This window comes from Rhodococcus sp. 05-2254-6 (assembly GCF_002258565.1).
Lineage (GTDB): Bacteria > Actinomycetota > Actinomycetes > Mycobacteriales > Mycobacteriaceae > Rhodococcoides.
In genome coordinates this window covers 1-22,185 of sequence record NZ_NOZF01000018.1, presented here as the reverse complement: position 1 = coordinate 22,185, position 22,185 = coordinate 1, and the positions used below count along the sequence as shown (strand labels likewise).

Annotated in this window: 27 protein-coding genes; 10 read left to right on the top strand and 17 right to left on the bottom strand. The window is 64.1% G+C overall.

The window, feature by feature from the left end; all coding sequences use genetic code 11:
• Positions 1-1,033 (top strand): MFS transporter (locus CH256_RS02500; protein WP_094668782.1); only part of this gene is annotated, 1,033 nt, incomplete at its 5' end.
• Between the two features lie 54 nt (positions 1,034-1,087).
• Entirely contained in the window at positions 1,088-1,882 is a 795-nt protein-coding gene (locus CH256_RS02495) for a MerR family transcriptional regulator (protein WP_094668781.1), read from the top strand.
• On the opposite strand, the gene CH256_RS02490 is transcribed toward CH256_RS02495, so the two are convergent.
• Positions 1,877-2,443 carry a TetR/AcrR family transcriptional regulator gene (locus CH256_RS02490; protein ID WP_094668780.1) on the bottom strand — a complete coding sequence of 189 codons (567 nt, stop codon included), beginning with the start codon at positions 2,441-2,443 and terminating at the stop codon, positions 1,877-1,879. The genes CH256_RS02495 and CH256_RS02490 overlap by 6 nt on opposite strands.
• A gap of 69 nt (positions 2,444-2,512) precedes the next feature.
• Here CH256_RS02490 and CH256_RS02485 point away from each other — a divergent pair, with 69 nt between their 5' ends.
• Both CH256_RS02485 and CH256_RS02480 read left to right on the top strand, forming a co-directional pair.
• A complete protein-coding gene (locus CH256_RS02485; RefSeq protein WP_094639766.1) occupies positions 2,513-2,890 on the top strand; it encodes a hypothetical protein in 378 nt (125 codons plus the stop codon).
• Between the two features lie 110 nt (positions 2,891-3,000).
• Positions 3,001-3,825 carry a dienelactone hydrolase family protein gene (locus CH256_RS02480; RefSeq protein ID WP_094668779.1) on the top strand — a complete coding sequence of 275 codons (825 nt, stop codon included), beginning with the start codon at positions 3,001-3,003 and terminating at the stop codon, positions 3,823-3,825.
• Positions 3,826-3,867: 42 nt separating this feature from the next.
• Here the strand turns inward: CH256_RS02480 and CH256_RS02475 are convergent, their stop codons facing one another.
• Positions 3,868-4,233, bottom strand: coding sequence for a DUF1330 domain-containing protein (locus tag CH256_RS02475; RefSeq protein WP_068046864.1), 366 nt, complete (start codon positions 4,231-4,233; stop codon positions 3,868-3,870).
• A gap of 159 nt (positions 4,234-4,392) precedes the next feature.
• On the opposite strand from CH256_RS02475, the gene CH256_RS02470 reads away from it, so the two are divergent.
• On the top strand, positions 4,393-5,292 hold the full coding sequence (locus CH256_RS02470; protein WP_094668778.1) for a 3-hydroxyacyl-CoA dehydrogenase: 900 nt from the start codon (positions 4,393-4,395) through the stop codon (positions 5,290-5,292).
• A 98-nt stretch (positions 5,293-5,390) separates the two neighbouring features.
• On the opposite strand, the gene CH256_RS02465 is transcribed toward CH256_RS02470, so the two are convergent.
• Positions 5,391-6,593 (bottom strand): helix-turn-helix domain-containing protein, encoded by a 1,203-nt coding sequence (locus tag CH256_RS02465; RefSeq protein WP_094639768.1) that lies wholly within the window; start codon positions 6,591-6,593, stop codon positions 5,391-5,393.
• 98 nt (positions 6,594-6,691) lie between these two features.
• On the opposite strand from CH256_RS02465, the gene CH256_RS02460 reads away from it, so the two are divergent.
• Positions 6,692-8,356, top strand: coding sequence for an FAD-binding dehydrogenase (locus CH256_RS02460; protein ID WP_094668777.1), 1,665 nt, complete (start codon positions 6,692-6,694; stop codon positions 8,354-8,356).
• Between the two features lie 2 nt (positions 8,357-8,358).
• Positions 8,359-9,294: an MBL fold metallo-hydrolase gene (locus CH256_RS02455; protein ID WP_068046876.1), complete on the top strand. Its 936-nt coding sequence runs from the start codon at positions 8,359-8,361 to the stop codon at positions 9,292-9,294.
• A 26-nt stretch (positions 9,295-9,320) separates the two neighbouring features.
• Here the strand turns inward: CH256_RS02455 and CH256_RS02450 are convergent, their stop codons facing one another.
• The 8 genes from CH256_RS02450 to CH256_RS02415 all read right to left on the bottom strand — a co-directional run bounded on the left by CH256_RS02450 (position 9,321) and on the right by CH256_RS02415 (position 15,881).
• Positions 9,321-9,722 (bottom strand): LuxR C-terminal-related transcriptional regulator, encoded by a 402-nt coding sequence (locus CH256_RS02450; protein ID WP_068046879.1) that lies wholly within the window; start codon positions 9,720-9,722, stop codon positions 9,321-9,323.
• 135 nt (positions 9,723-9,857) lie between these two features.
• The gene (locus CH256_RS02445; protein ID WP_094668776.1) at positions 9,858-11,117 is read right to left on the bottom strand and encodes a PP2C family protein-serine/threonine phosphatase; all 1,260 of its coding nucleotides are present in this window, start codon (positions 11,115-11,117) and stop codon (positions 9,858-9,860) included.
• A gap of 15 nt (positions 11,118-11,132) precedes the next feature.
• Positions 11,133-11,576: an ATP-binding protein gene (locus CH256_RS02440; RefSeq protein WP_094668775.1), complete on the bottom strand. Its 444-nt coding sequence runs from the start codon at positions 11,574-11,576 to the stop codon at positions 11,133-11,135.
• A 28-nt stretch (positions 11,577-11,604) separates the two neighbouring features.
• Positions 11,605-11,994 (bottom strand): STAS domain-containing protein, encoded by a 390-nt coding sequence (locus CH256_RS02435; protein WP_068046886.1) that lies wholly within the window; start codon positions 11,992-11,994, stop codon positions 11,605-11,607.
• Between the two features lie 31 nt (positions 11,995-12,025).
• A complete protein-coding gene (locus tag CH256_RS02430; protein ID WP_094639773.1) occupies positions 12,026-12,382 on the bottom strand; it encodes an STAS domain-containing protein in 357 nt (118 codons plus the stop codon).
• Between the two features lie 156 nt (positions 12,383-12,538).
• Positions 12,539-14,131 carry a phytoene desaturase family protein gene (locus CH256_RS02425; protein ID WP_094668774.1) on the bottom strand — a complete coding sequence of 531 codons (1,593 nt, stop codon included), beginning with the start codon at positions 14,129-14,131 and terminating at the stop codon, positions 12,539-12,541.
• A complete protein-coding gene (locus tag CH256_RS02420) occupies positions 14,128-15,447 on the bottom strand; it encodes an APC family permease (RefSeq protein ID WP_094668773.1) in 1,320 nt (439 codons plus the stop codon). The genes CH256_RS02425 and CH256_RS02420 overlap by 4 nt, the downstream gene beginning before the upstream one ends.
• Positions 15,444-15,881: an SRPBCC family protein gene (locus CH256_RS02415; protein ID WP_094639776.1), complete on the bottom strand. Its 438-nt coding sequence runs from the start codon at positions 15,879-15,881 to the stop codon at positions 15,444-15,446. The genes CH256_RS02420 and CH256_RS02415 overlap by 4 nt, the downstream gene beginning before the upstream one ends.
• Positions 15,882-16,091: 210 nt before the next feature.
• Between CH256_RS02415 and thiD the strand changes: the two genes are divergently transcribed.
• Both thiD and CH256_RS02405 read left to right on the top strand, forming a co-directional pair.
• Complete coding sequence (gene thiD, locus CH256_RS02410) at positions 16,092-16,883, top strand: bifunctional hydroxymethylpyrimidine kinase/phosphomethylpyrimidine kinase (RefSeq protein WP_094639777.1); 792 nt, start codon at positions 16,092-16,094, stop codon at positions 16,881-16,883.
• Between the two features lie 103 nt (positions 16,884-16,986).
• The gene (locus tag CH256_RS02405) at positions 16,987-17,292 is read left to right on the top strand and encodes a hypothetical protein (RefSeq protein WP_094639778.1); all 306 of its coding nucleotides are present in this window, start codon (positions 16,987-16,989) and stop codon (positions 17,290-17,292) included.
• 50 nt (positions 17,293-17,342) lie between these two features.
• Here CH256_RS02405 and CH256_RS02400 read toward each other — a convergent pair whose 3' ends face one another.
• From CH256_RS02400 to CH256_RS02375, 6 genes are all read right to left on the bottom strand, one after another.
• On the bottom strand, positions 17,343-17,570 hold the full coding sequence (locus CH256_RS02400; protein WP_094639779.1) for a hypothetical protein: 228 nt from the start codon (positions 17,568-17,570) through the stop codon (positions 17,343-17,345).
• The gene (locus CH256_RS02395; protein ID WP_068046905.1) at positions 17,567-17,827 is read right to left on the bottom strand and encodes a lipopolysaccharide assembly protein LapA domain-containing protein; all 261 of its coding nucleotides are present in this window, start codon (positions 17,825-17,827) and stop codon (positions 17,567-17,569) included. The genes CH256_RS02400 and CH256_RS02395 overlap by 4 nt, the downstream gene beginning before the upstream one ends.
• A gap of 96 nt (positions 17,828-17,923) precedes the next feature.
• Complete coding sequence (locus CH256_RS02390) at positions 17,924-18,094, bottom strand: CsbD family protein (RefSeq protein WP_008718579.1); 171 nt, start codon at positions 18,092-18,094, stop codon at positions 17,924-17,926.
• Between the two features lie 117 nt (positions 18,095-18,211).
• Positions 18,212-19,018 (bottom strand): transglutaminase-like domain-containing protein, encoded by an 807-nt coding sequence (locus CH256_RS02385; protein ID WP_068283468.1) that lies wholly within the window; start codon positions 19,016-19,018, stop codon positions 18,212-18,214.
• 83 nt (positions 19,019-19,101) lie between these two features.
• On the bottom strand, positions 19,102-20,121 hold the full coding sequence (locus CH256_RS02380; protein ID WP_094668772.1) for an LLM class flavin-dependent oxidoreductase: 1,020 nt from the start codon (positions 20,119-20,121) through the stop codon (positions 19,102-19,104).
• A gap of 79 nt (positions 20,122-20,200) precedes the next feature.
• Positions 20,201-20,782, bottom strand: coding sequence for a TetR/AcrR family transcriptional regulator (locus CH256_RS02375; protein WP_256989339.1), 582 nt, complete (start codon positions 20,780-20,782; stop codon positions 20,201-20,203).
• Positions 20,783-20,877: 95 nt separating this feature from the next.
• On the opposite strand from CH256_RS02375, the gene CH256_RS02370 reads away from it, so the two are divergent.
• Positions 20,878-22,020 (top strand): acyl-CoA dehydrogenase family protein, encoded by a 1,143-nt coding sequence (locus tag CH256_RS02370; protein ID WP_094668771.1) that lies wholly within the window; start codon positions 20,878-20,880, stop codon positions 22,018-22,020.
• The last annotated feature ends 165 nt before the right edge of the window (positions 22,021-22,185 follow it).

Genomic DNA, 22,185 nt, shown 5'->3' with positions numbered 1-22,185 from the left:
GAAGGGCCGCAAGTTCGTTCTCGTCACCACGATGCTCATGATGGCGACCGGCAGCCTGCTGATCGGCATCATGCCCACCTACGGTGCGATCGGTGCCTGGGCCTCGGTACTGCTGTTGCTCGCACGCGTCATGCAGGGATTCGCGCACGGCGGTGAGTCGGCGACGGCGTACTCCTACGTCGGCGAGATCGCACCGCCGAACCGTCGGGGCATGTGGGGAAGCGTCGCGTTCGTCGCGATCTTCGGCGGGTCGGCTCTGGCGTACACGGTCGGTGGCGTCATCACCTCGACGCTGTCGGAATCGGCTGTCGGCCAGTGGGGTTGGCGTATCCCGTTCCTGCTGGGAGCACTCCTGGCGTTGTTCGCGCTCTACCTGCGCAAGAACATGGACGAGAGCGAGGTCTTCGATTCGGAGCAGAACAAGGTGGAACAGGCACCGATCGCACGCAAGACCGTCGTCAGGGCGATCGTGTTGATGATCGGAATGACGTCGGGAATCACTGCGGCGCACTACACCTGGACCTCCTACGTCTCGACGTTCGCCATCACGCAGCGGGGGATGAACCCGGACACCGCGTACTGGATGCTCGTCGTCGCTCAGTTGATAGCGCTGGTGTCCCTGCCGTTCTTCGGTCGTCTCTCGGATTCGATCGGTCGACGGCCGATGCTGGCCGCGTTCGCCGTGCTGATGTTCGTGCTGCAGATCCCGCTGACGATGATGATCTCGACGCAATGGTGGTCACTGCTGCTCCCGTCGACGGTGGCGTTGCTCGTCATCGCCGTCCCGGCATCCATCCTTTCCTCGACTCTCTCGGAGAGCTTTCCCACCCGACTCCGCACGCAGGCAATCGGATTCGCCTATTCGTTCTCGGTAGCGGTGTTCGGCGGAACTGCGCCGTATCTCAACCAGCTCTTCCTCGGCCTCGACTTGGGCTGGGTGTTCGGTGTGTACATCATGTTCCTGGCCGCTCTGACCGGTGTCGCCTGCTTCTTCATGAAGGAAACCAAGGGAATTCGACTCGAAGACGTGTGATCCGAACCGGCCGAGTTTGCTCCTGACGTGGCGTGAGGTTCTACCGTTGCCTGCATGAACAGCAGCGATTCCAGCACATGGGGCATCGGTGATGTGGCCCGTAGAACCGGCGTCACCGAGCGTACGTTGCGCTACTACGAAGAACTCGGTCTGCTCGCTCCCGTCCGAGACGGAGGGGGCAGGCGTCGCTACGACGGGGGTGACCTCGACCGGCTGTACCGGATTCGACTGCTCCGAGAACTGGGCACCCCGCTGGGCGATGTGGAGCCGGACGCAGCGGATCTCCTGCACCTGAGTCGGCAGCATCTGGCCGACCTGGACCGGCAGATGGCCGAGCTCGCTCGTGTGCGAGAGCGGGTTCGGGCGGTCGAGGACCGGCTACTGCACGGTGCTCTCCTCGGCGACGACGCGCTGTTGGACCTACTCTCGGGCCTGTCGGCCGAGGAGCCGGCAGTCACCAGGCGCACCACGTTGCTGGTGTATCGCGACATCGCAGCAGCGCATTCCTACCTCGTCGACGTGTTCGGACTGGCTCCCGGGCCCATCGAATACGACGGCGACAGAGCAGTGCACGGGGAAGTGCATGCGGGTGACGGTGTGGTGTGGCTTCACCGCGAGGCCTCCGAACATCGGATGGTGTCGCCGCTGACAACCGGATCGGTCACCGCATCGCTTGCGATCCTCGTCGACGACGTCGATGCCCACCACGCTCGCGTGGCGGCAACCGGGGCATCGATCGACTACCCGCCCACCGACATGCCCTACGGCGTCCGTGAATACAGCGTGCGCGATCCCGAGGGACATCTGTGGTCGTTCCAGACGCCGATCGAAGAACCGGCGTCGTCATGAACTCGGTCGTTCCCTCTGGGATCCACCGGTGTTCAGAAGTGACGTCGATGCGGTGGCGGCGAGATCGTTGCCTCCCAACAGACGCATGAGCAGCAGGCCGTCGAGCAGTGCCACTGCAGCTGTGGCCTCCGTCCGTCGGTGGTCCGGACTACCGACGACAAAGCCGCTGAGCCACTCGATCCAGCCCTCCACCAGTAGTGAGGCCACCGACCGGTAGGGCTCCAGTCCTGCAGTGGCTTGTCCTATCGCCTCGAAATACAGACCGAACAACGGATCGTATTCAGGTTTTGCCACGACCGGCCACGCCGCCGCGACGAGGGAGCGGTGGTCGTTCATCGGCGTCGGGAACGCCGCGGACAGCACGTGCTGCAATCGGTCTCCCACCACCGACAGAACGGACGTCAGAAGGTCGTCCTTCGTGGGGAAGTAGTAGACGACCATGCGATCGCTGATCTGCAGACGCGACGCGAGTCGGCCGAAAGTCAAGCGGCTCAGGCCGCCTTCCAGGGCAGCGTCCAACGCGCCGGACAGCATCTCTTCGCGCGAATGTTTGGTGGCCACGCCTTGATTGTAGTGGGCACTACAGGTAGCGTTTCTGTAGTAACCACTACAAAATCTGAAGGAGACGCTATGCGTTCACAGTCGACCCCGTTGCTCGCACTGTCGGTTCTGCGATCGACTGCCGGTTTGGTGTCGTGGGTCAGTCCTGCGCACTCGTGGCGCGCCTTCGGTCTCGGACCCATGCGTGAACCCGGAAGCGCCGGGGTGGCGACTCGCCTCTTCGGAGTACGCGATCTGGCACTCGGAATGGCCTTGCATCACCCGTCCTCGGACGTTCGAAAGGCGGCGGTGGCGGCCGGGGTCGGGATCGATGCCCTCGATGTCGCGGCGAGCGTGCTCGGCCGACGCGCGGGAGCGCCCGCCGCGAGTCTGTTCGGAGTTGCGGCCGGTGCCACGCTTTTCGTCGCGCTGGGTGTGACCGTTCTGGCCGACACGAACTCGTGGTGAGTGCGTAAGCGACACGTGTTCGATCGACGTCGTGTCGATCCGCGATGATCTAGCTTTGATCGCAAGCGTCGGCTCGGCGCGGTGAACCCTTGGCAGAAGGACGCACTCCCATGACCGATGACGCACTGGCCGACTTCGAGCGAACCGAGTTCACCGCGGACGGGCGGACAGCGCCCGTCTATCGCATCGGAACCGGACCTGCTGTAATCGTGATGTCGGAAATGCCGGGCATCACTCCCAGGGTGGCGGACTTCGCGAGAACCGTCGCCGGAATCGGTTGTACGGCCGTCGTTCCGCACCTGTTCGGAGTCGACGGCAAGGATCCGCTGACCGCGCCGCTGGGAGCGCTCGGCACCGTTGCCACCATGTCCCGCGCCATGGTGCCGGCGTGCATCAGTCGCGAATTCACCATCCTCGCTACCGGTAAATCGTCGCGCATCGTGGTGTGGTTGCGGGCTCTGGCGGCGCAGGAGCACGAGCGCTGCGGCGGACCGGGCGTCGGTGCCATCGGAATGTGCTTCACCGGCGGATTCGCTCTCGCCATGGCGGCGGACGATCGACTGATCGCACCGGTGCTCTCGCAGCCGTCGCTCCCGTTCGCGGCATCGAAGTCTCGCGCTCGATCCATCGATATCACCCCGGGCGATCTCGACAAGGTCAAAAGTCGTTGTGCAGCAGGGGAACTCACGGTCCTGGGGATGCGCTTCGAGGGCGACAAGATGTGCCCGCCTGTGCGATTCCAATGGCTGCGAGAGCAGCTCGGCGACGCATTCGTCTCGGTGGAACTACCCGACTCCTCGTTCAACCCGGAAGCCTTCGGACCGCCGCATTCCGTTGTCACGGAGGGACTCATCGACGAACCAGGGCAGCCGACACGGCAGGCTTTGGACCAGGTACTCGACCTGTTCCGCAGTAAGTTGCTCGCAACGCCGTGAAGTCCCTCTTTGCGAACGCGGATGCGAAGCCTAGGGGCGAATTCACGACCACGGAATGGTGGCCTGCAGGACCGCCTCTGTCAACGCGGCGGTCCGTAACGCCGTCACCGTCTGATACTCGGGATCGGCCACCATCTCGCTGAACGCCTTACGTGACGGGTACTGGACCAGGAGCACCGCATCCCAGGCCTGTCCGTCCTCGGCGGCAAGTGCGGTCGAACCGTCGCCCGCGTACAGCACCGTCGCGCCGTAGCGCGGGAGAAACGTCTCGTCCAGTGCTTTCGCATATTCCGCGTAGGAATCGCGGCCACCTTCGGCGAACCGAAGCAGGTTGAGCATCACCACCGGCCCACCGGGGTCTTCTTCGAGGTAGCGCTTCAGGTCTCTTCCGCGGGGATCGACAGCCATCGTTCGAGTATGCGTGAACCGTCGATCATGTGGAGTGTAAAGCGCCGTCGTCGGTCGAGTCGGTCCGCTGTTGGACCCCACGAGACGATGGCTTCGCGCTCAGCGGTAGAACTTGGAGAGCGGGAAACCAGTGACTACATAAAGGGAAGTGTGTCGTCCATGACCGATGTCGATAACGTGACCGTACTCGGAACCGGAGTGCTCGGTTCGCAGATCATGATGCAGGCTGCTTACCACGGAAAAACCGTTGTGGGATACGACATTTTCGACGAATTACTTGCCAAGCTGCCGGACCGCTGGGAATGGATGCGCGGATATTACAAGCGTGACCTGAAGACTTTCGACGAGGAGCGATTCGACGAGGCCATCGAATCCATCACGACCACCACCAGCGTCGCCGAGGCCGTTTCGGACGCCGACCTGGTGATCGAAGCAGTTCCGGAGGATCTCGACCTGAAGAAGAAGGTCTGGTCGGATATCGGCGCGTCCGCTCCGCCGAAAACTATCTTCGTGACCAACTCGTCGTCACTACTGCCCAGCAGTTTCGCCGAGGCCACCGGGCGGCCGGAAAAGTTTCTTGCATTGCACTTCGCCAATCTCGTGTGGCGGTACAACACCGGTGAGGTGATGGCAACTGCTGCAACAGATCCTGTCTACTTCGATATCGTACTGAGCTTTGCGTCGGAGATCGGTCTCGTTCCCGTTCCGGTCCGTAAGGAAATTCCGGGATACGTGCTGAACAGCCTTCTGATCCCGCTGCTGCAAGCAGGAGCCAACCTTTACGTCGGCGGGGTTGCCAATCCGGCGGACATCGACAACGTGTGGCGCATAGCCACCGGGGCACCCGCCGGTCCGTTCCAGATATACGACACTGTCGGCTTCAACGTCGCTGCACACATCGCGCGCGCACACGGTGGCGAGGATCAGGTCAAATTTGCCGACATACTGCAAAAGGGTATCGACGCGGGAAAGACCGGTCTCGGGGACGGTGAAGGCTTCTACACGTACGACTCCGACGGCCGGCGACTCGATGCTGTCGAGTCGTGGAACATCAACTGAATCGCTCGATCACCGTCCCAAGAGGGTGACGAGTCCTCGTTTGGATCCATGCATGGGTGTCCGGGTTCTCGATGTGCCCGGCATTGCCGAAGGCCGGATCAACCGAGTTGCCGGAGTTGAATCGCAGTGTCCAACGCGAGTCGATGCCACGCAGATCGGGGATCTCGGCCGGTCAGTTCCTGGGCTCGGCGCAGTCGGTAGCGCAGAGTCTGCGGGTGTACCTGTAGTCGGGTGGCGGCAGCCGTTGCCGTACCGGTGGCGATGAAGGCCGAAAGGCCTTGCAGAATATGTTCGTTCGCCGCCTCGGTCAGCGGACCGAGCACGCCACGTACTACCTCGCTCGTGTCCGCGGTGGGGCGCGCGGTCAGCAGTGCCAGCAGCTGACCGTCACCCTGATCGAGCAGTGCCCGGTCGTCGAACGCGTGATCCGGTGCGGTGTCCAGCGCTTCCGATGCGAGTCGCCACGAACTGCTGATACCGGCAATGGTGGATCTCTCCACGAGGCATCCGCGCAGCATCAGATCTCGACACGCGAGGTCCGCCTCGGCGCGGTGGATCGATGGTGGCAACAACACGATCGCACGTTGCTCGCGCCGAGTGCACAAGTGGCTCCGCTGACCCGACGGCGCGGTGCGGTCCGGCGGAACGAGTCCTACTGCGAGGACCAGCGATTCGACGGTGTCGTCGGACATGGGTCGGCCCGGATCTGTCGATTGCACCACAAGCAGATTCGGGTGCGTGGGCAGCTTCAGGTCGAGTTCGCGCGAACGATCCGACACCGTCCCGGGTGAGTTGTGTCTGGCAGCAAGCAGGTCGTCGAGCAGCGCGGCATGCGCCTGCGCACGGTTGGATGTGAGCTGTTCGCGCGCAATGACGTACGCGCCGATGATTTCCTCGGAGATTGCGTCGATGGCGTCGAGTACGCCGAGGCCGAGTTCGGCAATGTCCGGTGGTTCGAGTACATCGAGATACTCGGTTGTCACGTGCCGAACGAACACGCTCGACGCGACTCGATACGCACGCAGCACATCGGCCAGCGGGCGCCCGTCCGCTGCGCGCGCGGCACCTATCGCGCGGAATCTACTGTGGTCACGGTCGTCGATCGTCCGATCGCCATGCGCCCACAGGGCCATCAACCGCCTCAGCGACCAATATGCGATGGCCTCGACATCGGCCAACTGCGCACCCTGCAGTGATCGGTAGACCGGGATCGCGTCGCGAATCGCGTGTACTGCGGATGCGACGACGGGGCCCAGCTCAGATTCGATCTTCGCGACTACGGCGACCCGCGCTGGGTACATCGACCTACCTCCCCACTCTTTGTCAGTATCCGACAAATCCTATAGTCATTTGAGGCAGTTTCCTTGAGATCCGGCACCGACGACAGCACAGTGGGGCAATGGACGCAGACGTGATCGTGGTGGGTGCAGGCTTGGCCGGACTGGTGGCGACCGCCGAACTGGCCGACGCCGGAAAGCGGGTGCTGCTCCTCGACCAGGAGCCCGAGCAGAACTTGGGCGGTCAAGCGTTCTGGTCGTTGGGCGGTCTGTTCATGGTGGACACCCCGGAGCAGCGACGCATGGGCATCAAGGATTCCGCAGAGCTTGCGTGGCAGGACTGGCTCGGAACCGCGACCTTCGACCGCGGCATCGACGATCCCGCGGGCGAGGATTACTGGGGGCACCAGTGGGCGCGCGCGTACCTCGATTTCGCGGCGGGGGAGAAACGGTCCTGGCTGCACGCGCAGGGTGTGCGGTGGGTTCCCATCGTCGGGTGGGCCGAACGTGGTGGCTACCTCGCCGAGGGGCACGGCAATTCGGTTCCGCGGTTCCATCTGACCTGGGGTACCGGTCCAGGGGTCGTTGCGCCGTTCGAGCGACGCGTACGTGAGGCCGCCGACAAAGGGTTGGTGCGCTTCGGTTTTCGTCACCGCGTCGACGAGTTCATCGTCAGTGCCGGCACAGTCGAGGGAGTCCGCGGCGCACTTCTCGAACCCAGTGCCGCGGAGCGAGGTTCGGGCAGTAGCCGCGTCGAGGTCGGCGAGTTCGAGTTGCGTGCCGGAGCCGTGCTCGTCACGGCGGGCGGCATCGGAGCCAACCACGACCTGGTGCGGGAGAACTGGCCGGCGCGGTTGGGAACAGCTCCGCAGTCCCTGATCTCGGGAGTCCCCGAACACGTCGACGGCCGCATGCTCGGCATCACCGAGAAAGTCGGTGGCCGTCTGGTCAACAAAGACCGCATGTGGCATTACACCGAGGGCATCAAGAACTGGAATCCGATCTGGAAGAACCACGGAATCAGAATCATTCCCGGCCCGTCGTCCATGTGGTTCGACGCGCGTGGGCAACGGTTCCCGGTTCCGAACTTTCCGGGATTCGATACCCTCGGAACGTTGAAAGCCATCCAGGACAGTGGATTCGAGTACTCCTGGTTCGTCCTGACGCAGAAGATCATCGAGAAGGAGTTCGCACTCTCGGGATCGGAGCAGAACCCGGACATCACCGGAAAGAACCTCAAGCTCGTTCTCGGCCGGGTGTTGCCCGGTGCCAGTGAACCGGTGGAGGCGTTCAAGAAGAACGGAGAGGATTTCGTCGTCGCCGACACACTCGCCGAACTCGTCCAGGGAATGAACAGGGTCTCCGGCGAAGATCTGATCGACCTCGCCGATCTGAAGCGGCAGATCGAGGCCCGCGACCGCGAGGTCGACAACCCGTTCACCAAGGACCTGCAGATCTCCGCAATCCACAATTCGCGTCGATCGCGCGGAGAGCGCATCGCGCGTACCGCCTCACCGCACAAGATTCTCGATCCCAAATCGGGTCCGTTGATCGCCGTGCGGTTGAACATCATCACGCGAAAAACATTGGGCGGCATTCAAACCGACCTGCAGGGCCGTGTCCTCGACGGCGACGGACAGGCGATAGACGGCTTGTGGGCGGCAGGTGAGATCGCCGGTTTCGGTGGCGGCGGTGTGCACGGGTACCGCTCGTTGGAGGGAACGTTTCTGGGTGGGTGCATCTTCGGCGGTCGGCAGGCCGGACGAGCGCTCGCTGCGCAAGCGTGAGAGTGGCCCGGAGAATCGGTCGTCCCGCGCTGCCGGGTCCGACGGAGATCGCCACCACTGCGTCGGCGAGTCCGCGGTCGCCGGTGACGGTGTCGTTCCTCGGTGTGAGCACGGTGCTCTTCGACGACGGCGAATCGGCGATCCTCACCGACGGCTTCTTCTCGCGACCGTCGCTTCCGAAAACCCTCGCCCTACCGCTGCGGTCGGACATGCGGCGCATCGACGCGGCCCTGCGCAGAGCAGGGATCACCATGCTCGACGCTGTGCTGTGCGCACACTCGCACTACGATCACGCACTCGACTCGGCGGCGGTAGCGCTGCGCACCGGTGCCGTTCTGGTCGGCGGTTCCTCGACCGGTTTCATCGGGCAGGGTTCGGATCTCCCGAACGACCGGATCGTCGTCGTCGAGAACGGTGGGACAACGTCGCACGGCAGCTTTGCCGTCACGTTCGTCGAATCGGTTCACTCGTATCCGGATCGAGCGCACGGAACGATAGACCGGCCACTGACCCAACCGGCTCGGGTGCGTGAGTACCGGTGCGGGGAGGCATGGTCGATGCACGTCGAACACGTTCCGAGTGGCCGCACCGCACTCGTGCACAGCAGCGCCGGTTTCCGGTCCGGCATGCTCGACGGTCGCCATGCCGAGGTGGTCTACCTCTCGATAGGACAACTCGGCCGCCGACCGCGCGCGTTCGTCGAGCAGTACTGGCAGGAGACGGTCGCAGCGGTCGGTGCCCGACGCGTGGTACTGACGCACTGGGACAACTTCTTTCGGTCTCTGGACGAACCACTGCAGGCGCTCGCCTACGCCTTCGACAACATGTCTGCCTCCATCGATGTGCTGGACGCCTGCGCGCGACGAGACGGGATCGTCCTCGAACTGCCGACCCTGTGGCGACGCGCGGACCCATGGTCCGACCGAGGCCGAGTGTGATTCGGGACCGTCGCAGTGCAGATCGGTCAGAGATCCTCGAGGGTGATCAGACCGTCCTGCAGCGCCCGGGCCACGAGTGAGGCCTTGGTGGGTGCCGCCCGACCGACGGTGGCATACTTCGCCCGAATTCGAGACAGGTGGGTGTTGACCGTGCCGAGCGCGATGTGCAGAACCGCGCACACTTCCTGTTTGGAGTCGCAGCGCAACCATGCACCGAGGACTGCGATTTCACGCGCGGTGAGCCCGGAATCAGCAAACCTCGGCGCTTCCTGCAGTGGCCGAGGCGTATCGGTGCCCGAGTTCGCAGCGGTCCTGGCTCGCACGGCCGATGCAGTGCGGCGCGGCGCGAATCGCTGCGCCGGGTGGATCGCAGTACCGGTCGCTGCCTGATTCGTCGTGGTCGACGGACCTGTACTCGTCTCTCGCATGCATCCCCCACTGTCCGACTTGGGTGTTTCGAGTATCCGACCACGCGGAAAAACATGAAACAACACCAAGCGGTTCGAGGTGGAAGACCGTATTGGAGAGTGCTGTCGACAAAGCTTTACTTGCTTGTAAAACTGCTACGAGTCGGCCTCGGGCCGGGGTACCTCGAAGGCGAGCAGTGCGACGTCGTCCTGCAGGCCGTCCCCGAAGGACGCCAACAGTGACGTGAGATCGTCGACGATCTTCGGTGCAGTGGTCGCACCCTTTCTCGCAGCGAAGGATTCGAGGCCACCGTCGTCGTCGAAGCGCGTCCGCCCGGGTCCGACGATCGCTTCGGTCAATCCGTCGGTGTAGAACGCCATGACGTCGCCGGGGCGCAGGGTCACCGATGCCGATGCGAAGTGCGGCTCGGCCAACGCTCCGACCAACTGGCCACCTGTGGTGTCGACGAAGTCGACGACGGCGTCGTGCGTGATACGCAGTGCCGGCGGATGTCCGCCGCTGGCGAGGTCCACCACTGCGCCGTCCGGTCCCGGAGTGATGGTGCCGAAAACCACCGTGCAGAAACGTGGGTCGTCTCCGTGGAACTCGTGGTGCAGAACGGTATTGAGGTTGTCGAGCACCGCGATCGGGTTGCGGTCGAACACTGCGGCGGCGCGGAGGGTGTAACGGGTCAGTGAGGTCACGGCGGCGGCGCCCGCGCCCTTACCGCTCACGTCACCGAGGAAGAAACCCCACGTCTGTTTGTCGAGCGGAAACACGTCGTAGAAGTCGCCGCCGACCTCGTCGATGGATGCGGGGTGATAGTGCGCTGCCACGTTCATGCCCGTCGGAGCCGACAGGATCGGCGGCAGCAGGGTGCGTTGCAGCGTCGACGCCAGAATCTGTACCTGGGTTTTCTCCGCCTCGGCCTGCTTGCGTGCTTCTTCCGAGGCCCCCAGTGCGTCCTGCGATCTGTCCAGAGCGGCCTCGGCATCGTCCTGGGCGGCCTCCGCGTTGTGGCGGGCGTCGACCAGATCCTTCTCGCGCACATGGCGTTCGGTTTCGTTGTGCAGCGTCATCGTCACCGTCACGGCCCCCTCGGGCGTGCGCAGACTGTTGGCCAGGATCGACACGGCTATTGCGGCACGTCGATCGGATGCGATGGTCAATTTCGCGTCCGCTCCGACCGGCGAGTCCGATTCCGACGTCGACACGACATCCATCAGAGCCGCCAGGATCGGCTCGAACTCGACCGTGAACAGGTCGGTGACCGACATTCCGACGAGCGTCTCGCGGCTGCGCGCGGTGATCCGCGCGGCGGCCGCGTTGGCGTAGAGGATTTGCGAGGTGGCGACGTCGACCGAGAACACGCCGCACGGTGCAGTGTCGAGTAGATCAGCAGCCGTGGCGGACATGGGGACTCCCTTCGGTCATGACGAGCGGGTGGCGGATCTCGATCGGTCGGTTGTCATCGGGTCGGTCCATACAGCGGTGACCATTGTGCCGAAACCGGGTCGGTGGTCGACCAGGAGATCGTCGGCCACCGCGGCTGCGAGTTGTAGACCGTGACTGCGATTGGTCGTCGGATTCGGTGGACGCCACGTCCCGGTATCGGAGATCGTCACCGTCAGTGTCCGGTGTTCGTAGGCGGCGGTGACCGTCATCGGTCCGGCCTCGGGCGCCGAGTGGTACGCGTGTTCGACCACGTTTGCGAGTGCTTCGTAGACCCCGAGGACGATGTCGTCCACCAGATCGTTCCTCACTCCGAGTTCGACGACCCACTGGTGCAACCGACGCCGGAGGGCTGTCGCCACGGCCGGTTCGGCCGACGCGGTGTGGGTCCAACGACTGGGAGCGAGACTGCTTTCGGTCATCGCGGAAGCCCGACTCGGTGTCGGCCGGTCATCGGTCGACCTCTGCATCGAGCGCAGCCGACCGAACGTGGGCAACCGCGTCGGGCACGGTCGTGAAAGTCGCCATCACCCGATCGATTCCACTGAGCTGGACCGGCCGAACCACGACTCCGTCGACCGCTACCAGCGCCATGCGCGAGGCATCGGGTAGTCGATCGCACACTCGTACCAGCACTGTGATTGCGCTGGAAGAGAGGAAGCTGACGTCCGTGAGGTCCACCACGAGACCACCTCGTGCGGTGTCGGCCGCGGGGAATGCGACGGCCGACAGTTCCGGGATGGTGTCGAGATCGAGTTCGCCTCGAACGGTGAGGACGGTCGTCGCGTCGTGTGCTGCCGCCGCGATCTCGAAGGCTGCTCCGGTCGGCTCGTCTGGCATGTTCTCGACGTTACCTGTTATCCGGTCCGATTCACGATCGAAACGTGTCGGCGAACAGGCCGCCTGCACCCAGTACCTCCAGGACCATGCGCACCGACCGTGCGGGTGCGAGTACGTCGATCTTGCCGGGATGAACGTAGGTGGCGTCGATGATCGCGTTGGCCACGCCGGAGTACATGAACGACACCTCCGACAGATCGACCGAGACCTGATCGGACGCGTAGGCCAACCGGTCGAGACTGTGGACGAATTCGGCTCGAGTCGACATGTCCAGTTCGCCGAAGGCGCGCAGAGTGTTGTGGCCGTTCGAGCCCATGACAGTTTCGAGTCGGAATACACCCTCGTCATCGCGAATGGAGCGTTCCATGGTTGCGGTGCTTGTCAACATGCTTACCTCTTCCCCGCAGCGATTGTTCCCGGCGGGTGCCCCTCCGGTCACGAAACGCTGAGTTGTTGTGGGTTCAACAATGTCAGCGTCCGATTTCGGAAGACTCCGGCGAAGGTCTCGAACCGGTAACGAAAGATCTCACTTCGATAACGGCGTTCACCGGGTCAACATGTCGATGAGTGAACCGGTGACTTTCTTCTTCACCCAGCCGGTGACACCTCGCTGGCCGAGCGCTGCCCGGGCGGCATTGAGCCCGGCCGCTCCGTGCACTCCGCCACCGGGGTGCGCCGATGCCGAGCCCAGGAACAGACCCTCCACCGGCGTCTCCGACCGACCCAGACCCGGTGTCGGTCGAAATATCAACTGCTGCTGCAGCTGTGCGGTTCCGCCGTTCACCGCACCACCGTGCAGATTCGCGTCGGCACCGTACAGATCGCTCGGTCGCTGTACGACCCGCCCGACGACCGAATCGAGAAACCCCGGTGCGTGGGCGTCGAGGACTTCGTCCACCCGATCAGCCACGGCGTCGGCGGCCGCGTCGTCGACGACGCCTCTCGGCAGATGCGTGTAGGCCCAAGCGCTTTCGGTGCCTTCCGGTGATCTGCTCCGATCGGCAGTGGTCATCTGACCGAAGAGCATGAACGGACTCGCGGGAAGGACTCCGGTCGTGAGATCGGCTGCCCAATGCACGAGACCGTTGTCGTCCGCACCGAGATGAACGGTGCCGGCATCGGCCAGAGACGGTGAATTCCAAGGGATTCTACGATCGAGCGCGTAGTTGACCTTGACCACAGGGGTGTCCCACTCGAAGGTGCGCAGGTCGTCGTGCACACGGCGCGGCACGGCGTCGTACGGAAGCAGCGAACCGTAGAGCGCCGGTGCGGACACGTCGGCCACGATCGCTCGGCGCGCCCGAAACGTGTCTCCGGCGGCGGTGTGCACCGCCCGAGCTCGACCGCCGCGCACCTCGATGTGCTCGACCGCCTGACCGCACTCCAGCACCGCACCCGATGCGGCGCCACGCCGAATCAACGCGGACGTCAACGCAGAGGATCCGCCGACGGGGGTAGGAAACCCGACGTCTTGGGCCAGCATCGTGAGCAGCCAGCCCATCATCCCGCTCACGGGGGCGTCGGTCGGGACGTCACCGTGCATGGCGTTGCCCAGCAGGAGGCAGCGAGCGGCCTCGCTGTGGAAGAGTTCGTGCGCCATCACACGGGCGGGGAGAGCGGCGAATCGTGCGAAGCGCAGCGTCTCGGGAACGCCCAAGGCGTGGACGAGGCGGGCCGCGGGGACTACTGGTGGAAACGGTCCGAACAGCGAGTTCATGAAGGGCTCGCGAATGCGCTCCCACTGCTCGAAGAGTCGCAACCAGGTGCGGCCGTCTCGCGCGTCGTGTTCCGACAGCCGCGCGGCGGTGGTCTCGACATCGTGGTGGACGACCGGAGCGTCGGTGTCGTGCGGCGACCGCGCATGGCCGTACACCGCGGGGGAGTGCGACCACTGCAGCCCGTGGCTTTCCAACTCGAGTGCCTTCATGGCAGGCGAGGCGAGCGCCAGCGGGTAGAACGCGCTGAAGAGGTCGCTGGTGAAACCGGGAACGAGCTCGGCGCTGCGCACAGCGCCGCCGGGATGTTCGGCGGCCTCGAGGACCACGACGTCCCAGCCGGCGTCTGCCATCGCTGCCGCCGCGACCAAGCCGTTGTGGCCACTGCCGATCACGATCGCGTCTACTTCGGTCGTGGTCATCGGGATGTACTCCTCTGCTCGGTCTTGGTCCTGCCGGTCAGCACGGTACCGACGAAGTACAGCGCCACGCCTACCGCAAGAAGCAGTCCGGCGCGGAGCCACGTTGCTCCCGACTGCTGGGTCAGCAGTACGGCACAGGTGATCAGCGCCAGGACGGGAAGTGCTGCGGGCGTTCGGAAATGGTCGGTCTCTGCCCGATCTCGGCGTAGTACGAGCACGGCGACGTTGGTGCTGACGAAGACGAACAGCAGCAGGAGCACCACGGTTTCGGCCAGTGCCGCAACAGAACCGGTGGTGGCCAGGACCATCGCGACAGCTGTGGTGGCGACGATGGCAGTCCACGGTGTCTTGCGACCCGGCAGAACCTCGGCGAGCACTCCGGGGAGCAGACCGTCGCGCGCCATCCCGAACGTCAGCCGCGATGCCATGATCATCGTCAGCAACGCGCCGTTGGCGACAGCGACGAGTGCGATCAGACCGAAAACCGACGGCGGAATGCCGGCATCCGCTGCAGCGACGACCTCGAGCAGTGGACCGGTGGACTGCGACAGTGTGTCGGCAGGTACGACCGTCGACACAGCAAGCCCGACGAGCACGTACACCACACCGGCCACGGTGACGGCACCGAGGAGGGCTCGTGGGTAGACCCGGCGCACGTCCTCGACTTCCTCGGCGATGTTCGCGGACGTCTCGAAACCCACGAACGAATAGAAGGCCAGCAGAGCCGCGCCGAGAACCGCCAAGGTCGGTGTCGTCTCGTCGGTGAATTCGAGGACGCGAGAGGGCACACCGTCGCCGCGGCTCAACACCAGTCCGGCAAGGGCGATGACGACGACCAGCCCGGACACCTCGACCACCGTCATCACGAGATTGGCGCGGAGAGACTCGGTGATACCGCGCGCGTTGAGCAACCCGATCAACAGCAGGAAGACCACTGCAGCGGGTACGGCAGGCACGTCGAGGAACACGCCCAGATAGTCACCCGAAAAGGCGAGTGCCAGCCCGGCCGCACTGGTGACACCCGCGGCGAGCATCGAGAATCCGACGAGGAACGACACCATCGGTTTGCCGTACGCCTGTTGCGCGAAGACCGCCGCGCCGCCCGCCCTCGGATATTTGGTGACCAACTCTGCGTACGACGCCGCGGTCAGCAGCGCCATCAGCAGCGCGACGAGCATGGGGAGCCAGATCGCTCCGCCGACCTCACCCGCGATCTCACCGACGAGAGCATAGATTCCGGCACCGAGCACATCGCCGAGAATGAACACGAACAGCAGTTTTCCCGAAACTGCTTGTCGCAGTGGGGTCTTGGTCACGGTGCAGTTGACCGCTCGGCCAGGAGTGCAAGCCTGCGCAGCGCCTCGGCGTTGCGTGGATGCGCCAGAAGATGTTGGACCCGGTCCGGGACCAGATCGAAGGGTGCCGTGATTGCGTGCTCGATGATTTCGATGCGGCAGCCCGAGGCGAGAGGATGCAGTCGCACTGTTATCGAGGCCTTTCCGAACGGCAGTGCACGGGCTTCGAGCACAAGTTCTCGACCGGCATGGAGTCCCACCGACCGCGTGACGTCACTGAGTACCGCAGGCCACGCACCCACCGAGTGATGAATGGAGCTGCCGACTGCGGGCCAGTTGCCGTCGACAGCGCGGATGCGGGACGCGCCGACGACCCAGGTCGCATAACTCCATCCGTTCGCCAGGACGTCCCAGACGTCCTCGCAGGTGGCTGACGTATTTCTGCTGGTGGGCACGATTCGGCCTCCGAAACTCTCGTCATTGTGCGTGATTGCACGATCTCCGATCGTGCTCCGCTACTCCTGGGCTCGAAGTCGATGTACTGCGCGGTGTCGTCGGTTGCTCGATGAGACGCACCGACTTCGACGTATGCCCCGAAACCTCCGGACCCAATCCCGTGGCGACCACTCGCGTCGGTGCCGATCTGCGATTGTCATACTGAGGCCATGTCGACAATCGCCTATGTCATCGCTGGTTCGGAAGCCACCGGCGGAGCCGGTCTGCAAGCAGATCTCAAGACATTCGAGCGGCTCGGGGTCTACGGAGTCGGCACGATCACGTGCATCGTCTCGTTCGATCCGAAGGCGGGCTGGGGGCACCGATTCGTGCCCATCGACAGCACGGTCATCGCCGATCAGATCGAAGTAGCCACTGCCGCACACGATCTCGATGTCGTCAAGATCGGCATGCTCGGCACCCCCGTCACCGTCGACACGGTAGCGGCGTCGCTGCGCCTGCAGCCGTGGCGGCACGTAATCGTCGATCCGGTCCTGATCTGCAAGGGCCAGGAGCCGGGTGCCGCACTCGACACCGACAATGCCCTGCGGCGCGAGATACTTCCGTTGGCCACCGTGATCACCCCCAATCTGTTCGAGGCGCAGACCTTGTCCGGAATGGACGCCATCGACACCGTCCACGACCTGGGTGAGGCCGCCAAGAGAATCGCCGATCTCGGGCCTCGTTTGGTGGTGGTCAAGGGTGGCACAGGTCTGCCCGGCGACGAGGCCGTCGACGTCGTCTACGACGGGTCCGAACTGACCGTGCTGCGCGCCCCCAAGGTGGGCGAAGAGCGCGTGTCGGGTGCCGGCTGCGTGTTCGCCGCAGCCATCACCGCGGAGCTCGCGAAAGGCGCAGACGTGCTCGACGCCGTCGCGACGGCCAAGGATTTCGCGCACGCCGGCATTGTCGGCCGACTCGCCAGCCACGCTCCGTTCGCGGCAGTGAGTTGGCACGACTGATCGTCCGATCCGACCTCAGGTTTACCGCCGGTGACAAGCGGGCAGCCGATACGAACCGCTTGTCTCGAATGGGACGAGCGGTCCGTATCCGGAGAGGATCCACATGGCAGACGAGAACACGAGCGAATCCGACGCCGGGGCAACCGACGACGATCGGACGACGCGCGGGCATGCGGGTGAGGCAATCGTCGACACGCGCAACTGGCCCGGGTACATCTGTATCGGAGTGGCGTTGGTGAGTCTCGGTCTCACTCTCACCGCGGCAGGTTACGGATTCACCGGGTGGGTGTGGATCGGGGCCATTGCCGCGCCGGTGCTACTCGTCTCCGGGATTGCCCTGGTCCTTCTGGAGCGCAAGCGTGTCAAGGCCAAGGAAGGCAAATCCCTCACCGACCCGGCGGGTCATTGACCGTTTGCCATGCCGGCCGGCGCTGCTGGTCGACGCACCCGTGGACCGGCCTAACGGAGGGCGTGCTCGGAGTTCCTGGCCTTCTTGCCCTGCGACTTGTCGGCTCGCCTCTGCGCGAATCTGCCGGCCGATTTCAGGCCTCTGGACACGAAGTTGTCCTTTCCTGTTCGCTTTTCGAGGCTCTGACCGGCGAAGGCCAGCAGTCGGGCCAGGATGGGTAGACCGATCGCGACGACGAGGTAGCGGTACAGGTACTTACGGGCAAGCAGGGGGATCATCGGACTGCGCGTCGAACCTTGAGCGCTGCGGTCGCGGTCAGCGTGATGACGGCACCGACGACGGCTGCACCGAGCAGAGAGACACCCTGGCCGAGGTCGAAGTTCCAACCCAGGAAGTTGATCGTGGTGTGCACGGTGTTCTGGAGCACGAAGATCACCAGCGCTGCGACCAGGACGAGCGTGATCAGGAGGGCGAACTTCGAGGCGAATCCGCCGCGTCGCTTGGGGGCCTTGGTCGTGTCTGTCGATGTGGTCATGAGGGGAATCCGTTCTCTGGTGTGAGGAAAAGTGGGAGTGAAAAGCAAGTGCCGCCGATCATCGAGATCGGCGGCACTCGATGTGATGGAGGGTGGTTACTTGAAGGTGTCCTTGATGTTCTCGCCGACCTTCTTCACGCCTGCCGAACCCTGGTCCTTCTTGCCCTCGGCCTCGAGGTCCTTGTTGTCGGTGGCGTCGCCCACAACCTCCTTGGCCTTGCCGATGGCGTCTTCTGCAGCGTTCTTGGCCTTGTCGATGAAGCTCATGGTGTTGCCCTTTCAGGTGGCTGTGATTGTTGGTAACGGATACTTAGTCGGTTTCCGCCTCCGAAAACAAACGCCGCTGTGATGTAGCTCATATCACTGCGGTGTTCGCTCGGAACATCAGGTGAGGGAGACCAGCTCGGTGATGTCGTCCTGAGGCAGCTCGCCGTCGACCACGGCGGTCACGACCGAACTGTTCAGGGTGATCGCACCCTTGTGGTTGTCCAGGAATGCGGTGTCGGCAGCATCGCGGCCGACCGAGATTCGTACCAGCGTCGAGCGCGGGGCGAGGCAGGTGGCATCGACAACACGCCACTGGCCGCCCACGAACGCCTCGGCGACGGCATGGAAGTCCATCGGATCGCAGCCGGGTGCGTACACCGCCACCAGCCGAGCCGGAACGTTGACCGCACGCAGCATGGCGACCACGAGGTGCGAGTAGTCCCGGCAGACACCCTGTCCGGCGAGCAGTGTGTCGACGGCTCCGTCGATCGGATCGCTGCTTCCCGGAACGTAATTCAGACGTGCGCCCACCCATGCGGAGATCTTCGCGAGCAGTTCCTCGGAGTCCGCGTAGTCGCCGAATTCGGTCGCGGCGAACCCGTAGAACTTGTCTGCTTCGGCGTATCGGCTCGGCCGGAGGTAGAGCGACATGTCGTAGTCGGTGACCGGAGCCGGGGTGGTGTTGCCCAGAATGGTGGCGTCGTACGAGACCTGCAGATTGCCGACGTCGGCAGGCATGACGTGGATCCGGTTGCCGTGCGGTCCGCTCACTTCCTTGGCCTCGATGGGGTTACCGTCGAGGACGAAGGACAGTGACTCGGTGACCGTCGTACCTGGGTGCGGTGCGACTGCGATCTGGAATTCGAGCGTGGTGGCTGCGGTGATGTCTACATCGAGGCGCGCGGATACGTCGCGTTTGAGCATGGGAACTCCTGGCAGGTGGGGTGGGTGAACCTGCTGCCAGTACCCACGTTCACCGAAGCCAAACGCCGCTGCTCAGCAGGTGATCAACGCCACCCAAGGGCGGGAGCGACGTCGCGCAGCAGTGTCTCGAGCACGTGAGCGCAGTAATCGACGCCCAGTTGGTTGGGGACGGTGAGCAGCAGAGTGTCTGCGGCAGCGATCGCTTCGTCGGTGGCCAGTTCCTCGATCAGCCGGTCGGGCTCGCCCGCGTAGGTCTTGCCGAACCGTGCTTTGCCGCCGTCGAGGTAGCCGACCTGGTCGTCGCCGGTGCCCTCTCGGCCGAAGTAGGCCCGATCGAGATCGCTGACGATCGGAAAGATGCTGCGGCTCACGGACGTTCGCGGCGCGAAGTCGTGGCCGGCATCGCTCCACGTCTTGTGGAAACGTTCGATCTGCTCGGCCTGCAGTTGATGGAACGGCACGCCGGTGTCTTCGCTCAGCAGTGTCGAGCTCATCAGGTTCATACCCTGGCGCGCGGTCCACTCGGCGGTCTCGCGAGTTCCGGCACCCCACCAGATGCGCTGACGCAAACCGGGGGAGTGCGGTTCGAGGCGCAGCAGGCCGGGTGGGTTGGGGAACATCGGCCGTGGATTCGGCTCCGCGAAGCCCCTGCCCTCGAGAAGATCGAGGTAGATGCGGGTGTGCTCACGCGCCATATCGGCATGATCCGAGCCGTCGGCGGGTGCGTAGCCGAAGTAGCGGTAACCCTCGATGACCTGCTCGGGCGATCCTCGACTGATACCGAGTTGCAGCCGTCCGCCGGAGATGAGGTCGGCAGAGCCCGAGTCCTCGGCCATGTAGAACGGGTTCTCGTAGCGCATGTCGATGACGCCGGTGCCGATCTCGATGGTGCTCGTCTTGGCGCCGACGGCAGCGAGCAGAGGGAACGGCGACGCGAGTTGGTTGGCGAAGTGATGGACGCGGTAGTACGCGCCGTCGGCACCGAGTTCTTCGGCTGCGACCGCGAGGTCGATGGACTGCAGCAGCACGTCCGACGCGGACCTCGTCTGCGACTGTGGGGATGCCGACCAATGTCCGAAGGACAAGAATCCGATCTTCTTCATCACGCGCTCTTTCGTTGAAGGATCAACTAAGTTCACTGTACTGCAGCGTGTGTCGAGGTGGATTCATTCCCGGCTCCGGCTAGGCACCGATTCCGGCGGTCAAGAGCTTCGCCAATTCGAGATAGGCGTCGCCGTCGCTCAACCCCGTCAGGCGAAACACCTCACGCGTCTGGATGCGCACCATGACCGAGGAGGCGACATCGCCGACGAATGCGGCGTGCACGTCTCGTACTTCACCGCTGGCCACGCCCTCGCTGATCAACTCCTGAACACGCCGAGCGGCGATCGCGGTATTGCGCTCGTACACCGAACGAGCGGATTCGAGAGATGCCAGATCGGTCATGAACTGCTCGGACGCCGATTCCAGGGCTGCGCCGACGGCGGTCAGATATGTCGTGATGCGATTGCGGGTGCCGTCCACCTCGGCGACCGCGTTCTCGACCTGGGTGGTCATGGACTTGAAGTAGTGCACTGTGGCGCCGCCGACGAGTTGATCCTTGCTCGACGCCAGTGTGTACAGCGTGGACTTGGAGCATCGGAGGCGGGCAGCGATGGTGTCGAGCGTCAGGTGGGCGAAGCCCTGTGCCAGAAACAGGCTCACGAGCTGGTCGAAGAGCTCGGAACGGCGTGCCGTGGCATGCGAGGTCACGGGTGCGTTCACATCAGGGATGGTACTGCATCGCCTTGTGCAGTACTGTGCATCAGTACTGCGGATCATCCGGCAGTACTGATCCGAACTTCCCGGAGGTTTTTCACGTGCCCGTCGATCGTCTGTTGCCCACTGCCGAAGCGCGCGACCTCATCGCGCTGACCCGCGACGTGGCAGACAAGGTGCTCGACCCGATCGTCGACGATCACGAGCGGCGTGAGGCGTACCCGGACCATGTGTTCGCCACCCTGGGGGAGGCAGGACTGCTGAGCCTGCCGTACGCGGAGGAATGGGGCGGTGGTGGCCAACCGTACGAGGTCTACCTCCAGGTCCTCGAAGAACTGGCGTCGCGCTGGGCGGCAGTGGCCGTTGCAGTGAGCGTGCACGGTCTGGCCTGCTATCCCGTGATGGCCTTCGGTACGGACCAACAGAAAGCCGACAAGCTTCCCGACATGCTCGGCGGGGCTCAGATCGGTGCCTACTCGTTGTCCGAGGCGCAGGCCGGTTCGGACGCTGCCGCACTCAGTTGCAAGGCCACCCCGACCGAGGGCGGCTACACGGTGAACGGTTCGAAGGCGTGGATCACGCACGGTGGAGTGGCGGACTTCTACAACCTGTTCGCCCGAACAGGTGAAGGATCCAAGGGAATCTCGTGCTTCCTCGTTCCGGACGGAACCGACGGCCTGAGCTTCGGTAGGCCCGAGGAGAAGATGGGGCTGCACGCCGTCCCGACGACCTCGGCGCACTACGACAACGTGCACGTCCCCACCGAGTGGCGAATCGGTGCGGAGGGGCAGGGGCTGCAGATCGCCTTCAGCGCGCTCGACGCCGGACGGCTCGGAATCGCCGCTGTAGCAGTGGGAATCGCCCAGGCGGCACTCGACGACGCGGTGAAGTACGCCCAGGAGCGTACGGCGTTCGGCAAGAAGATCATCGACCACCAGGGCCTCGGTTTCGTATTGGCGGACATGGCGGCCGCAGTGGACTCCGCTCGCGCCACCTACCTCGACGCCGCCCGTCGGCGTGACGCCGGACTTCCTTACTCGCGCAACGCTTCCGTGGCAAAGCTGATCGCCACCGATGCGGCCATGAAGGTGACCACCGACGCGGTGCAGGTCTTCGGCGGCTACGGCTACACCCGCGACTTCCGCGTCGAGCGATACATGCGCGACGCCAAGATCACCCAGATCTTCGAGGGCACCAACCAGATTCAGCGTCTGGTGATCGCCCGATCGCTCGCAACCAGCTGACATCAGAACCCACTCGACACGCCCGAACAAGCAACCGTAGGGGACACCTTCATGACCACGACCGAACCCGATATCCATACCACTGCGGGTAAATTGGCCGATCTTCGTAAACGTCTCGCGGTTGCGGAGATTCCGTCCGGTGAGGCAGCGGTGGACAAGGTCCAC

What these genes read in the sequence shown, in the direction of transcription:
- CH256_RS02495 (WP_094668781.1), top strand. Translation starts at nt 1,088, where the DNA reads ATGAACAGCAGCGATTCCAGCACATGGGGCATCGGTGATGTGGCCCGT.
- CH256_RS02485 (WP_094639766.1), top strand. Translation starts at nt 2,513, where the DNA reads ATGCGTTCACAGTCGACCCCGTTGCTCGCACTGTCGGTTCTGCGATCG.
- CH256_RS02480 (WP_094668779.1), top strand. Translation starts at nt 3,001, where the DNA reads ATGACCGATGACGCACTGGCCGACTTCGAGCGAACCGAGTTCACCGCG.
- CH256_RS02475 (WP_068046864.1), bottom strand. Translation starts at nt 4,233, where the DNA reads ATGGCTGTCGATCCCCGCGGAAGAGACCTGAAGCGCTACCTCGAAGAA.
- CH256_RS02470 (WP_094668778.1), top strand. Translation starts at nt 4,393, where the DNA reads ATGACCGATGTCGATAACGTGACCGTACTCGGAACCGGAGTGCTCGGT.
- CH256_RS02465 (WP_094639768.1), bottom strand. Translation starts at nt 6,593, where the DNA reads ATGTACCCAGCGCGGGTCGCCGTAGTCGCGAAGATCGAATCTGAGCTG.
- CH256_RS02460 (WP_094668777.1), top strand. Translation starts at nt 6,692, where the DNA reads ATGGACGCAGACGTGATCGTGGTGGGTGCAGGCTTGGCCGGACTGGTG.
- CH256_RS02450 (WP_068046879.1), bottom strand. Translation starts at nt 9,722, where the DNA reads ATGCGAGAGACGAGTACAGGTCCGTCGACCACGACGAATCAGGCAGCG.
- CH256_RS02445 (WP_094668776.1), bottom strand. Translation starts at nt 11,117, where the DNA reads ATGTCCGCCACGGCTGCTGATCTACTCGACACTGCACCGTGCGGCGTG.
- CH256_RS02440 (WP_094668775.1), bottom strand. Translation starts at nt 11,576, where the DNA reads ATGACCGAAAGCAGTCTCGCTCCCAGTCGTTGGACCCACACCGCGTCG.
- CH256_RS02435 (WP_068046886.1), bottom strand. Translation starts at nt 11,994, where the DNA reads ATGCCAGACGAGCCGACCGGAGCAGCCTTCGAGATCGCGGCGGCAGCA.
- CH256_RS02430 (WP_094639773.1), bottom strand. Translation starts at nt 12,382, where the DNA reads ATGTTGACAAGCACCGCAACCATGGAACGCTCCATTCGCGATGACGAG.
- CH256_RS02425 (WP_094668774.1), bottom strand. Translation starts at nt 14,131, where the DNA reads ATGACCACGACCGAAGTAGACGCGATCGTGATCGGCAGTGGCCACAAC.
- thiD (WP_094639777.1), top strand. Translation starts at nt 16,092, where the DNA reads ATGTCGACAATCGCCTATGTCATCGCTGGTTCGGAAGCCACCGGCGGA.
- CH256_RS02405 (WP_094639778.1), top strand. Translation starts at nt 16,987, where the DNA reads ATGGCAGACGAGAACACGAGCGAATCCGACGCCGGGGCAACCGACGAC.
- CH256_RS02400 (WP_094639779.1), bottom strand. Translation starts at nt 17,570, where the DNA reads ATGATCCCCCTGCTTGCCCGTAAGTACCTGTACCGCTACCTCGTCGTC.
- CH256_RS02395 (WP_068046905.1), bottom strand. Translation starts at nt 17,827, where the DNA reads ATGACCACATCGACAGACACGACCAAGGCCCCCAAGCGACGCGGCGGA.
- CH256_RS02390 (WP_008718579.1), bottom strand. Translation starts at nt 18,094, where the DNA reads ATGAGCTTCATCGACAAGGCCAAGAACGCTGCAGAAGACGCCATCGGC.
- CH256_RS02385 (WP_068283468.1), bottom strand. Translation starts at nt 19,018, where the DNA reads ATGCTCAAACGCGACGTATCCGCGCGCCTCGATGTAGACATCACCGCA.
- CH256_RS02380 (WP_094668772.1), bottom strand. Translation starts at nt 20,121, where the DNA reads ATGAAGAAGATCGGATTCTTGTCCTTCGGACATTGGTCGGCATCCCCA.